The 11,764-nt window shown below is 63.7% G+C and carries 11 protein-coding genes; 5 read left to right on the forward strand and 6 right to left on the reverse strand.

Annotated elements, in window-relative coordinates; translation table 11 throughout:
* Positions 1-19: 19 nt before the first annotated feature.
* From ACFSNN_RS27995 to ACFSNN_RS28005, 3 genes are all read right to left on the reverse strand, one after another.
* Complete coding sequence (locus tag ACFSNN_RS27995; RefSeq protein ID WP_134465056.1) at positions 20-796, reverse strand: molybdopterin-dependent oxidoreductase; 777 nt, start codon at positions 794-796, stop codon at positions 20-22.
* Positions 793-1,428, reverse strand: coding sequence for a cytochrome b/b6 domain-containing protein (locus ACFSNN_RS28000; RefSeq protein WP_134465055.1), 636 nt, complete (start codon positions 1,426-1,428; stop codon positions 793-795). Before ACFSNN_RS28000 ends, ACFSNN_RS27995 begins: the two co-directional genes overlap by 4 nt.
* A gap of 92 nt (positions 1,429-1,520) precedes the next feature.
* Positions 1,521-2,153, reverse strand: a complete 633-nt coding sequence (locus ACFSNN_RS28005) for a hypothetical protein (RefSeq protein WP_012426807.1) — start codon at positions 2,151-2,153, stop codon at positions 1,521-1,523.
* Between the two features lie 193 nt (positions 2,154-2,346).
* On the opposite strand from ACFSNN_RS28005, the gene ACFSNN_RS28010 reads away from it, so the two are divergent.
* Both ACFSNN_RS28010 and ACFSNN_RS28015 read left to right on the forward strand, forming a co-directional pair.
* Positions 2,347-3,018 carry a heavy metal response regulator transcription factor gene (locus ACFSNN_RS28010; protein WP_012426808.1) on the forward strand — a complete coding sequence of 224 codons (672 nt, stop codon included), beginning with the start codon at positions 2,347-2,349 and terminating at the stop codon, positions 3,016-3,018.
* Positions 3,015-4,415, forward strand: coding sequence for a heavy metal sensor histidine kinase (locus tag ACFSNN_RS28015; protein WP_134465054.1), 1,401 nt, complete (start codon positions 3,015-3,017; stop codon positions 4,413-4,415). The genes ACFSNN_RS28010 and ACFSNN_RS28015 overlap by 4 nt, the downstream gene beginning before the upstream one ends.
* Here ACFSNN_RS28015 and ACFSNN_RS28020 read toward each other — a convergent pair.
* Together ACFSNN_RS28020 and ACFSNN_RS28025 are read right to left on the reverse strand one after the other, a co-directional pair.
* A complete protein-coding gene (locus ACFSNN_RS28020; RefSeq protein ID WP_134465053.1) occupies positions 4,412-4,837 on the reverse strand; it encodes a VOC family protein in 426 nt (141 codons plus the stop codon). The genes ACFSNN_RS28015 and ACFSNN_RS28020 overlap by 4 nt on opposite strands.
* 53 nt (positions 4,838-4,890) lie before the next feature.
* The gene (locus tag ACFSNN_RS28025; RefSeq protein ID WP_134465052.1) at positions 4,891-5,232 is read right to left on the reverse strand and encodes a zinc ribbon domain-containing protein YjdM; all 342 of its coding nucleotides are present in this window, start codon (positions 5,230-5,232) and stop codon (positions 4,891-4,893) included.
* Between the two features lie 268 nt (positions 5,233-5,500).
* On the opposite strand from ACFSNN_RS28025, the gene ACFSNN_RS28030 reads away from it, so the two are divergent.
* Positions 5,501-5,803: a putative quinol monooxygenase gene (locus ACFSNN_RS28030; RefSeq protein WP_134465051.1), complete on the forward strand. Its 303-nt coding sequence runs from the start codon at positions 5,501-5,503 to the stop codon at positions 5,801-5,803.
* A gap of 120 nt (positions 5,804-5,923) precedes the next feature.
* On the opposite strand, the gene ACFSNN_RS28035 is transcribed toward ACFSNN_RS28030, so the two are convergent.
* Positions 5,924-7,402 carry a diguanylate cyclase domain-containing protein gene (locus tag ACFSNN_RS28035; protein ID WP_134465050.1) on the reverse strand — a complete coding sequence of 493 codons (1,479 nt, stop codon included), beginning with the start codon at positions 7,400-7,402 and terminating at the stop codon, positions 5,924-5,926.
* 258 nt (positions 7,403-7,660) lie between these two features.
* Between ACFSNN_RS28035 and ACFSNN_RS28040 the strand changes: the two genes are divergently transcribed.
* Together ACFSNN_RS28040 and ACFSNN_RS28045 are read left to right on the forward strand one after the other, a co-directional pair.
* Positions 7,661-8,593 carry a 2-hydroxyacid dehydrogenase gene (locus tag ACFSNN_RS28040; protein ID WP_134465049.1) on the forward strand — a complete coding sequence of 311 codons (933 nt, stop codon included), beginning with the start codon at positions 7,661-7,663 and terminating at the stop codon, positions 8,591-8,593.
* A gap of 240 nt (positions 8,594-8,833) precedes the next feature.
* Positions 8,834-11,758 (forward strand): molybdopterin-dependent oxidoreductase, encoded by a 2,925-nt coding sequence (locus ACFSNN_RS28045; RefSeq protein ID WP_134465048.1) that lies wholly within the window; start codon positions 8,834-8,836, stop codon positions 11,756-11,758.
* Positions 11,759-11,764 lie beyond the last annotated feature (6 nt).

Below are 11,764 nucleotides of genomic sequence, written 5' to 3' on the forward strand. Positions count from 1 at the left end.
AGTCCCGAAGCGCTATACGTTACAAACCGCTGAACCAGTTGTACCCCTGGTCTTCCCAATAGCCGCCAGGATTCGTATTGGTCACGAAGATCGCCGCAATGTGCTTCGGGTTCTTGAAACCGAGTTTGGTCGGCACGCGCAGTTTCAGCGGATAGCCGTATTTAGCAGGCAGTGGTTCGTTGCGGAAATTCAGCGTGAGTTGCGTCTGCGGATGTAGGGCCGTTGCCATATCCAGGCTGGAGTAATAACGGTCCGCGCATTTGAAACCGACATAGCGCGCGCTCAAATCAGCGCCTACACGCTCCAGAAACGTGCGAAACGGCACGCCACTCCATTGTCCGATCGCGCTCCATCCTTCAATGCAAATGTGGCGCGTGATCTGCGAAGCCTGCGGCAATGCGCGTAACTGATCGAGATTCCAGGTGCGCTTGTCCGACACGAGTCCCGACACTTCCAGTTGATACGTCGAGCCGTCGATGTCCGGCGCGTCGAACTCGGGATAGAACGCGTTGAACGGGAACGGGTCGGTGATTTCGCGCGCCGAATAGGTCGGCGCGAGCTTGTTGCGATCGAATAGCCAGCCCTGCACGCGATCGTTCCAGCGCGACATGGCCCAAAGTACTTTGTCGACCGAATCGCCGTCCTGCATGTTGCAGCCCGAGAGCATCGCCAGTGCGCCGATGGAAAGCGAGGAGCGCAGAAACAGCCGCCGTTGCAGCCGCTCGATTTGCGGCTGATGATCGGCAAGCACGATGGGGGATCGGCGTGCATCGCGGTTGGGTTTGGATGCGCTCATGCCTGGCTCCTTTCATGCGCCGAATGTGGCTGTGCGCGCCCTGTCAGCATCGGCAGCAAGGTGCGCGGCACGAGCAGCACCAGCGCCAGATGCACGACCACGAAACCGACCACGCCGGCCATCGCGATGAAATGCACGCGCCGCGCAAAGTCGAAGCCGCCGAATAGCGCGGTGAGCCACGAGAATTGCACGGGCTTCCAGATGGACAACCCCGACGCAACCAGCAACACGCCAAGACATAGCACGAGCAGATACAGTGCACGTTGCACCGCGTTATATTTGCCGGAATCGTGCGGCAGCCTGAAGCGCAGCGCGAGGCTTGCGTCATGCACCACGTCGCGCGGATGAACCGGCAACAGCTTGCGCCGGAAATGCCCGCGTCCGAGGCCATACGCGAAATACAGCAGCCCGTTCGCGCAGAGCATCCACATCGCCGCGAAATGCCACGCGATCGAACCGCCCAGCCATCCGCCGACGGTCGCCCAAACCGGAAACCGGAACGGGAAAAACGGCGACGCGTTGTAAATGGCCCAGCCGCTCATCACCATGCAGACCATCGCAAATGCGTTGATCCAATGCGTGATTCGCACGACGAGCGGATGGACAAGCAGGCGCGGTTTCGATTCGGGCATGGTGCGAAGGTCACGAGACAAACAGGAAATCGGAAAGCCGCGTCATGCAGGAACGCGGCTGTCCGACTCGAAGAGAAAACAGCAACACCGTCTTACATCGGCGGCGTCACGCCATGCTCGCCCGCGGAGATAAAGTTGGCGGCCATCGAGCCGTCGGCTTCCTTGTGCGCGAACAGCACGACTTTCGCGCCCGGCACGAGCAGTGAACGGTCACCCGGTTCCAGCGCGACGATAGGCACGTCTTGCGGAATCACGACTTTCTTTTCGCCGTCCTTGTACTTCACGGTGATCGTGCGGCCGTTGCTGACCACCAGCGAACCGACGGTGCCGTTGGTCATGGAGCTATTGCCGCCGAGATCCCACGGACGATGGCCTTCGCCGGAGCCGCGCATGCTGGCCGGGAACACGTGCACTTCGAGCGCCTTCAGCGTGCCGTCCGCCTGCGGAATCGCGGCGGTGCCGACATAGCTGTCCGGCTTGATGTCGTTGATGTTGGCGAGCACCACGCCGCGGATCGGCGTGTCCTTGGCGAGTTTCACGTCGACGTCTTTGCCGTCGCGCGTGTGGATCTTGAGTTGATCGCCAGACAATGACGTCACCGTGCCGCGCACGCCGGTGGGCGCGGCGCTCTGGGCCTGTGCAGCGGGACCGGCGGCGAACAAAGCAGCGGCGACGAGCGCGGGGGCGGCGAAAGTGCGCAACGCACGCGCGGAAACGATCTTCATGAATCTGCTCCAGGTGGTGAAGGATGGGGGCAGATTAGTCTCGTAACCGGCTCCGGCGAGTGACAGACGAATGACAAAAACGTCATGAATGGCGCGCTGCAGCCACGTAAAATAGCCGGCATATCCACGTCCAGGATTCGGCGGGCGGCAGGGCGAGGCTCTGGGCCAAAGCCGAATCGAAGCATCGAGCACCATGACTATCCTCGTCATCGAAGACGATCCGAAAACCGGCGACTACCTGAAGAAAGGATTGCGCGAGAGCGGCTATGCGGTCGATCTCGCACGCACCGGCACGGACGGCCTGCATATGGCGCTCGAAAATGCGTACGACCTCGTGGTGCTGGACGTGATGTTGCCCGGCATCGACGGCTGGGAAATCATGCGTGCCCTGCGTACGCGGCGCGATCTGCCGGTGATTTTCCTGACCGCGCGCGACCACGTCAGCGATCGCATTCGCGGTCTCGAACTCGGTGCGGACGATTATCTCGTCAAGCCGTTTTCATTTACGGAGCTGGTGCTGAGGATCCGAACGCTGCTGCGCCGTGGCGTGATCCGCGAGAGCGACGTATTCGAAATCGCCGACCTCAAGCTCGACGTACTGCGCCGCAAGGTGACGCGCGAAGGCGTGGAGATTCCGCTCACCAACAAGGAATTCATGCTGCTGCATCTGCTGGTGCGCCGTCAGGGCGAAGCGCTGTCGCGCACGCAGATCGCCTCCGAAGTGTGGGACATGAACTTCGACAGCGACACCAATGTGGTCGACGTGGCCATCAAACGGCTGCGCGCCAAGGTCGATCATCCATTTGAAAAGAAGCTGATCCACACGGTGCGCAGCATCGGCTATACCTTCGGCGACGGCTCATGACATTCTGGACTGGGCGCTCGCTCACGGCTCGCACCACGGTGCTGTTCGCGTCGATTGCGTGCGTGGTGATCGGCACGCTCGGCGCGTACTTCTATCATTCTGCGGAAGTGTCGTTGCAACGCCGCGCCGACGTGGTGCTGACGGCCCGCGTCGAGCATTTCAGCCACATCGTGCACGATCTTTATTCGGTCGGAGAACTGAAGAGCCGGCCATTGCTGTTCGAGACCATGCTCGGCGCGGAACAGGACGTGCTGCTGTTTCGCCGTCCGGGCGAAGCGCCGTTCATCGACGTGAACCCTGCAGGCGTGGCAGTGCCCGCGCTGCAAGCCGGTGTCGAGGGCCGCTTGCCCACCTACGCCGACGTTCGCCAGACACGGTTGGTCAACGGTGTGCCGGTGCATTGGGCGATCGCCACCGCCAAAGCGCGCGAGGACGGCACCGAGGTTGAAGTGATCGCCGGCCACCCGATGACGGAGGAAGTGCGCATGCTGGCCGCGTACCGCGATCGTATCGTGCTGGCCACGCTGATCGGCATGCTGGCCGCGACGCTGCTCGCCTGGTACGTGCTGCGGCGCGCGCTGCGCCCGGTTCGCGAGATTGCCACGCGGGCCGCGCAGATCAGTCCCACGAGCCTGTCGGTGCGGCTCGACAGCGAGGCGGCGCCACTCGAGTTGCGCCAGCTCACGCATGCGTTCAACGCCATGCTCGAGCGTCTCGCCGATGGTTATCAGCGGCTCTCACAGTTTTCCGCCGACCTGGCGCACGAGATTCGCACGCCGGTCGGCGCGTTGATCGGGCAGACGCAGGTGACGCTCGCGCGAACCCGCGAGCCCGACGAGTATCAGCAGGTGCTCGAATCGAATCTCGAAGAACTGAGCCGCCTGAGCCATATCGCGGAGAACATTCTGTTTCTCGCGCATGCGGACCATGCGGCGCTTTCAGTGGAACGCGAGCCGGTCGATCTGCGCGAGGAACTCGTCAGGATCGCAGATTATTTCGAAGGTCTCGCCGACGAACGCGGCATGCGCTTCGTGGTCGAGGCCACGGGTGTGGCGTCGGCCAATCCGATGCTGTGCCGCCGCGCGATCAACAACCTGGTCGTCAACGCCGTGCGTTACGGGGCGAGCGATACGGTGGTGCGTCTGCGTGGCACGCAGGACGAGGCGGGCGCCACCGTGGTGGTCGAAAACGACGGCGCGCCGATTCCCGAGGAACAACTAGGCCGCCTGTTCGATCGTTTCTATCGCGCGGACGCGGCACGTAGCGCGTTCACCGAATCGAGCGGTCTGGGTCTTGCGATCGTCAAGGCAATCATGCATCTGCATGGCGGCACGGCGCGCGTAGTGTGTCCGGCGCCGGGCGTAGTGCGCTTCGAGTTGCGCTTTCCGGGCGCTTAAGTGCCGGTCGCGGTGGCCGGGCTGGCTGGGGCTTGCGGTTCGTGACAGCACACGCAGAGCTTGTTGCCGTCCGGATCGCGAAAGTAGGCGCCGTAATAGTTCGCGTGATAGTGCGGACGCAAACCGGGCGGCCCCTCGCACGTGCCGCCGTGAGCGAGCGCTGCGGCGTGCGCGCGATCGACCGTGACGCGGTTGGCGGCGAGCAGGGCGATCATCTGACCGTTGCCGGCCGACGCAGGTTGGCCGTCGTACGGCTTACCGATCAGGAACAGCGGGCGTGGCGCATCCGCCGCCATCCAGCCGGACCAGCATGCTTGCGGATCGCGGAACTTGAGGCGCAGATCGAGCGTGCCCATCAGTGAGTCGTAAAAGCTGCAAGCACGCTCGAAATCGCCGATACCGATGAAAACGTGGGAAAGCATCGCTGTCGCTCCTCGTGACCACTGGCTGTTCGGCCGGCGCCGTTCGTTCGGAATCAGACCTTCTTCAGATATGCGGCCTTCAGCATGAAGTTGCCGCCGTCCATCTTGCAGTCCACTTCATGATCGCCGCCGACAAGGCGAATGCTCTTCACCTTGGTGCCCATTTTCAGCGTGATCGACGAGCCTTTCACTTTCAGGTCCTTGATCAGCACGACGGCATCGCCATCGGCCAGCGGGTTGCCGTTGGCGTCCTTGACCACGCGCGCGTCGGCTTCGTCGACCGACGCGGCGGCGATCACCGGCCACTCATGCGCGCAGTCGGGGCAGACGTAGTTGTCGCCGTCCGGGTAGGTGTTTTCCATCGCGCACTGCGGGCAGGCGGGAATTGTCGACATGATTTTTCCAGACCGCGGCGCCGGGCCGCGGAAAACTTCAGGGTCGGCGAGTATAGCCGACACGCGCCGGGCGGCCGGCGTTCGCCACGCGGGATGCTGCGCTAGCGCAAACCGGCCTATGCGGATCCTGACGCGAAGGGCGCGTGACCGCGCTACGCGGACAGCGGACTATACTTTTCGATAGTCTCGCGGGCCCGAACGTTTCGTCACGCCGGGCGAAGCGTTGCAAGGCACACCATTGCTCGAATCTCACAGCAGGAGTTCTGTCATGGTCAAACTCGCACTGTACGTTCGTCTCGAAGCCAAGCCCGGCAAGGAAAAAGAGGTCGAAGCGTTTCTGCTCGGCGGCTTGCCGCTCGTCGAGGCGGAGCCGGGCACCGTCGCGTGGTTCGGTTTGAAGCTGGGGCCGTCCACCTTCGGCATCTTCGACACCTTTGCGGATGAAGCCGGCCGTGACGCGCACCTGAACGGCAAGGTGGCGGCCGCATTGATGGCGAAGGCCGGCGACCTGTTCGCCTCGCCGCCCACGATCCAAAAGGTCGATGTGCTGGCGGCCAAATTGCCGGGCTGAACCAACTACTCAAGGCGGAGCCGATCGCTCCGTCGTCCGGTTCGCCGACGCCGTAACGCGCAAAACGCACTAATCATCCCGACGACGCCACGCCGTGATCCGGCGCGGCCAATGCAATGATCAGCGGCCCGCCGGGTCGCCCGCCGGCTGGCTCGCATAGGTCGCGCGCTTTTCCTCGTACATCAGCAGATCGGCGCGCTGCACGCCCGCTTCCAGCCGGTCGCCGCGCTGGCAGGTCGCCGCGCCCATCGAGAAGCTGAGCGGCGAGCCAGGATAAAACTGATTGTTCAGTTCCACCAGTTGCCGGATCGCATCGACCATCGCGGCGCCGCCGCGCTCGTCGGTGTCCGGCATCAGGATCGCGAACTCGTCGCCGCCAATGCGCGCCGCATGAAACGGCGTCTCGGTCGCCTTGGCAAGCACCTCGCCGGCGCGCCGCAAAAGCGCGTCGCCCGCGGCGTGGCCGAGCTGATCGTTGACGCGTTTCAGACCGTTCAGATCGGCCATGATGATCGTCACGGGCCACGGGCCCTTGCGTTCGAGCCGGTTGAGTTCGTCCACGTAGAACGAGCGGTTGCGCAGCTTGGTCAGCACGTCGTGCTTGCCGAGAAACTCGAGGTAGGCTTCGGCCTTCTTGCGCGCCGTGATGTCCGTGAGCGCCACCAGCACCAGATCCCAGGTCTTTTCATGTCCCGGCAGTACGGAAAACTGCAGGTGCACGTGCACCTCGTTGCCGTCGAGCGAATAGTTGAGCACTTCGCGCTGCTGGAACAGCTTGCCGTCCCACAGATCGACCAGCTGCTCGCGGAAATGCGGACGCATGTCGTCGCGGAACACGTCGGCGAGATGCGACAGCAGCGTTTTCTTGTCTTTCGCGGCGAACATGTCGAGCGTGTGCTGGTTCACGTCGAGCACGTGGATTTCTTGCATGCAGCGCTCGACGAACTCGGGATGCACGTCGGTGAATACGCGGAAATCGTTGATGCCGGCCGCCCGCGCTTCGTCGAGCAGACGCTTGACCGCGCTGAAATCCTCCACCCACAGCGACACCGGCGAATATTCGAACAGGCCGCGCACATACTGCTCGGCAAGCGTCACGCGATGCCGCGCGCCTTCCAGTTCCGTAATGTCTTCGACCGACACCAGCACGCGGTCCCAGCGCGCTTCGTGGCCGGGCAGCACGGCGCCCTTGAGCAGCACGTCGAGGCGGCGTCCGCCGAGCGTGTAGTTGACCGTCTGGCTGGTGAACTGCGACTGGCCGTCCCACAACTGGCATAACTCTTCGAGGTGCGTCTTGAGCATGTCGTCGCGGAACACCGAGGCGAGATTGCTGGTGAGCGCGTCGAAATCGGCGGCCTCGAATTGCGTCAGCGTCTTCTGATTGACCTTGATGACGCGGATGCTGTGCGCGCATTGCGCGACGCAGTCCGGATTGGCGGCGAAATGCGCGCGCAGATCGGTGATGCCGTCTGCCCGCCATGCATCGAACAAGGTGCGTACGCCACTGAAGTCTTCGAGCCAGAGCGAGACGGGCGCGAGTTCGAACATCTCGGAATCGTCGTTGGCGGGCGCGGGGCCGCGCGGGAGGATATCCAGCATGAGGTTCTCAAAATCGGAAGTGCCGCTATTTTAAGACGGGTTGGGCTGTGGCTGAAAAGAAAGACCGGTTACGCATCATTTTTGCGTCAGGCCATCCAACGAAATAACGGCGGGGTTGCGTTGGACTTGAGGCGTGCCGGGCGCACCCGGCGGGGCATCGGGCCCATGAACGGGCTTGCCGGCAAGCCTTTGGGAGCCTTGTTACACTGGCCTGAACATTGTCCTGTCCATCCACGTCGCCAGGAAAAAAGCGCCGCCATGAAGCCATCCCTGCTGGTTCTGATCCCCCTTAACGAGGCAAGCCGCGCGAAGATCGAGGCCGCGTTCGACGTCGTCTACGCGCCCGACGCCGCCGGCCGAGCCGCCGCGCTCGACGCGCGCGGCGACACGATTCGCGCGGTGCTGACCAACGGCACGACCGGGCTCGCCGCCGCGGACATCGACCGCATGCCGCAGCTCGAACTGATCAGCGCGCTGGGCGCGGGCTATGAAAACCTCGCCGTCGACCACGCCCGCTCGCGCGATATCGTGCTCGTCAACGGCGCGGGCACCAACGATCATTGCGTGGCCGATCATGCCTTCGCGCTGCTGCTCGCGGTGGTGCGCGACGTGCCGCAACTCGATCAGGCCACCCGCCGAGGCGTCTGGCGCGACACCTTGCCGATGCGGCCGAACGTCTCCGGCAAGCGCCTCGGCATCGTCGGGCTCGGCAATATCGGCGAGAAGGTTGCCCGGCGCGGCGCGGGGTTCGAGATGGAAATCGGCTATCACAACCGTAAGCCGCGCGAAGGCTCGCCGCATCGGTACTTCAATAGCGTGGAGGGTCTCGCGCGCTGGAGCGACTTCTTGATCGTCGCGACGCCGGGCGGTGCGGGCACGCGTCATCTGATCGGCGCGGCGGTGTTCGAGGCGCTCGGTCCGCAGGGCTTCGTGGTCAACGTCTCGCGCGGCAGTGTGCTCGACACGGCGGCGCTCGCGCGGGCGCTCACGACAGGGACGATTGCCGGCGCCGCGCTCGACGTCTACGAGGGCGAGCCCCATCCGCCCGAAGCCTTGCTGACGCTGCGCAACGTGGTGTTGACGCCGCACGTGGGCGGCCGCTCGCCGGAAGCGATCACGGCCTCGGTCGACAATTTCTTGAGCAACGCCCGCCGGCATTTTGCGGGTGAAGCGGTACTGACGCCGATCTGACGATCAGAACCCGCGCGGTCCGCGACTACTTTTCTTCGCTGCCGCCTGGCCGGTTGCCGATGTACTCGTACTCTTCGGTGTTGAGCCGCGAGACGTGAAAGCCAAACATAAACTATCGGCACAGCGGATAGTTTCTCTCGAAAATGGCGATTTCCCTTGTGGCGCGACGGCGCATAGGATGAGCGGTATCGCATCACCACCGCTTCGGCGCAACAGCCGAAACAGCGACGGAGACCCCGCATGGAACATCACGCTCGCACGCAGAATGAACGGCTCGACATCAAAACGACCACCTGCTACATGTGCGCCTGCCGCTGCGGCATTCGTGTGCATCTGCGCGAAGGCGAGGTGCGTTACATCGACGGCAATCCGGAGCATCCGCTGAACCAGGGCGTGATTTGCGCGAAGGGCGCGTCGGGCATCATGAAGCAGTACTCGCCCGCGCGCCTGACTCAACCGTTGATGCGCAAGCCCGGCGCTGAGCGCGGCAGCGCCCAGTTCGAGCCGGTGTCGTGGGAACACGCGTTCGAGGTGCTCGAAAAGCGCCTTGGCCACATCCGCGCCACCGACCCGAAAAAATTCGCGCTCTTCACCGGACGCGACCAGATGCAGGCGCTGACCGGTCTCTTTGCCAAACAGTTCGGTACGCCTAATTATGCGGCGCACGGCGGCTTCTGTTCGTCGAACATGGCGGCGGGCATGATCTATACGATCGGTGGCTCGTTCTGGGAATTCGGCGGGCCGGACCTCGACAGCGCCAAGCTCTTCTTCATGATCGGCACGGCGGAAGATCATCATTCGAATCCGCTCAAGATCGCCATTTCGAAGTTCAAGCGCGCGGGCGGCCGCTTCATCGCAATCAATCCGATCCGCACCGGCTACGCGGCGATCGCCGACGAGTGGGTGCCGATCAAGCCCGGCACCGACGGCGCGCTGTTCATGGCGTTCCTGCACGAACTGATTGCCGCCAACGCGTGGGATCATGAATTCGTGCGGCGCTACACCAACGCGGCGGAACTCGTCTCGCTCGACGAAGCCAGCGAAAACTTCGGCCTGTTCGTGCGCGATTCCGAGCGGCCGGTCGGCAATCCGCTGTTTCCGCAGAATCATCTCTGGTGGGATGCCGATGCCGCGCGCGCCGTGCCGCATCACGCGGCCGGCGTCAGTCCCGCGCTCGACGGCCGCTATACGCTCGACGACGGCACGCCGGTCACGCCGTCGTTCGCCTTGTTGCGCGAACGCGTGGCCGATTGCACGCCTGAGTGGGCCGCCGGCATCACCGGCATCGCGGCCGACACGATTCGCCGACTCGCCGGTGAGATGATCCAGACGAGCCGCGAGCACCGCATCACCTTGCCGATCCGCTGGACCGACGCGTGGGGCGAGACGCACGAAACCGTTACCGGCAACCCGGTCGCTTTCCACGCCATGCGCGGCCTCGCGGCGCACTCCAACGGCTTCCAGTCGATTCGCGCGCTAGCCGTGCTGATGTCGCTGCTCGGCACGATCGACACGCCGGGCGGCTTTCGTCACAAGTCGCCGTTTCCGCGTGCCGTGCCGCCGTCGGCGAAACCGCCTAACAGTCCCGACGCCGTCAAGCCGAACACGCCGCTCGCCACCGGTCCGCTCGGCTGGCCCGCCGCGCCCGAGGACCTGTTCATCGACGAACAGGGCGGACCGGTGCGCATCGACAAGGCCTTCTCCTGGGAATATCCGCTGGCCGTGCACGGCCTGATGCACAGCGTGATCACCAACGCGTGGCGCGGCGATCCGTATCCCATCGACACGCTGATGATTTTCATGGCCAACATGGCGTGGAATTCTTCAATGAATACGATGAAAGTACGCGAGATGCTGGTCGACAAGCAGGCTGACGGCGAGTACAAGATCCCGTTTCTGGTGGTGTGCGACGCGTTCCAGTCGGAGATGACCGCGTTCGCCGATCTGATCCTGCCCGACACGACGTATCTGGAACGGCACGACGCGATGTCCATGCTTGACCGGCCGATCTCCGAATTCGACGGTCCGGTGGATTCGGTGCGCGTACCGGTCGTGCCGCCTACGGGTGAATGCAAGCCGTTCCAGGAAGTGCTGATCGAGCTTGCGTCGCGTCTGAAATTCCCGGCGTTCACTACCGCCGAGGGCGCAAGGCGTTATCGCGACTATCCCGACTTCGTCGTTAATTTCACGACGTCGCCTGATTCCGGCGTGGGCTTTCTGATCGGCTGGCGCGGCAAGGATGGCGACAAGGCGCTAGTGGGCGAACCGAATCCGCGGCAGTGGGAGCAATACGCGAAGAACAATTGCGTGTTCCATTACCCGTTGCCCGAGACGCTGCAATACATGCGCAACTGCAACGGGCCGTATCTCGAGTGGGCGGTCAAGCACGGTTTCCGCAAGTTCGGCGAGCCGATTCTGATCCAGCTTTATTCCGACGTGATGCAGAAGTTCAGGCTCGCCGCGCAGGGCCGCACGAGCGGCAGGCAGCCGCCGGATCATTTGCGCGCGCGGGTGGAAAAGTACTTCGATCCGCTGCCGTTCTGGTACGCGCCGCTCGAAAGCGCGGCGACCGACCTCGACAGGTTTCCGCTGGCCGCCGTGACCCAGCGGCCGATGGCGATGTACCACTCGTGGGACTCGCAGAACGCATGGCTGCGGCAGATTCACGGCGAGAACTATCTGTACATGAATCCGTTGATGGCAGCGGAAAACGGTATCGCCGACGGCGCGTGGATCTACGCCGAATCGCAATGGGGCCGCGTGCGCTGCATGGCGCGCTTTAGCGAGACCGTCGAGCCGGGCACCGTATGGACGTGGAATGCGATCGGCAAGGCGTCGGGCGCATGGAGCCTCGGCCCGGGCGCGAACGAATCGCAACGCGGTTTCCTGCTCAATCACCTCATCACCGACGAGTTGCCCAACCGCGCCGACGAAGTCGCGCGAAGCATGTCGAATTCCGATCCGGTGACGGGCCAGGCCGCGTGGTACGACGTGCGCGTGCGCATCTATCCGGCGGAGGCGGACGCGCGGCACACGCTGCCGCAATTCGCGGCGATGCCCGCGATGCCGGGCGAGAACGGCGTGATCTCGCGGATCGTGCAAACCTACTTCGCGGGACGAGGGGAGTTCGCGGCGCGGCTGCGCGGCGCGACGGGGCGCAAATAACATCGG

It is taken from the genome of Paraburkholderia dipogonis (genome assembly GCF_042680985.1).
Classification (GTDB): domain Bacteria; phylum Pseudomonadota; class Gammaproteobacteria; order Burkholderiales; family Burkholderiaceae; genus Paraburkholderia; species Paraburkholderia phytofirmans.

Excerpts from the sequence above, each read along its gene's own strand:
- ACFSNN_RS28005 (WP_012426807.1), bottom strand. The coding sequence starts at position 2,153 with ATGAAGATCGTTTCCGCGCGTGCGTTGCGCACTTTCGCCGCCCCCGCG.
- ACFSNN_RS28000 (WP_134465055.1), bottom strand. The coding sequence starts at position 1,428 with ATGCCCGAATCGAAACCGCGCCTGCTTGTCCATCCGCTCGTCGTGCGA.
- ACFSNN_RS28030 (WP_134465051.1), top strand. The coding sequence starts at position 5,501 with ATGGTCAAACTCGCACTGTACGTTCGTCTCGAAGCCAAGCCCGGCAAG.
- ACFSNN_RS28020 (WP_134465053.1), bottom strand. The coding sequence starts at position 4,837 with ATGCTTTCCCACGTTTTCATCGGTATCGGCGATTTCGAGCGTGCTTGC.
- ACFSNN_RS27995 (WP_134465056.1), bottom strand. The coding sequence starts at position 796 with ATGAGCGCATCCAAACCCAACCGCGATGCACGCCGATCCCCCATCGTG.
- ACFSNN_RS28015 (WP_134465054.1), top strand. The coding sequence starts at position 3,015 with ATGACATTCTGGACTGGGCGCTCGCTCACGGCTCGCACCACGGTGCTG.
- ACFSNN_RS28025 (WP_134465052.1), bottom strand. The coding sequence starts at position 5,232 with ATGTCGACAATTCCCGCCTGCCCGCAGTGCGCGATGGAAAACACCTAC.
- ACFSNN_RS28010 (WP_012426808.1), top strand. The coding sequence starts at position 2,347 with ATGACTATCCTCGTCATCGAAGACGATCCGAAAACCGGCGACTACCTG.
- ACFSNN_RS28045 (WP_134465048.1), top strand. The coding sequence starts at position 8,834 with ATGGAACATCACGCTCGCACGCAGAATGAACGGCTCGACATCAAAACG.
- ACFSNN_RS28035 (WP_134465050.1), bottom strand. The coding sequence starts at position 7,402 with ATGCTGGATATCCTCCCGCGCGGCCCCGCGCCCGCCAACGACGATTCC.
- ACFSNN_RS28040 (WP_134465049.1), top strand. The coding sequence starts at position 7,661 with ATGAAGCCATCCCTGCTGGTTCTGATCCCCCTTAACGAGGCAAGCCGC.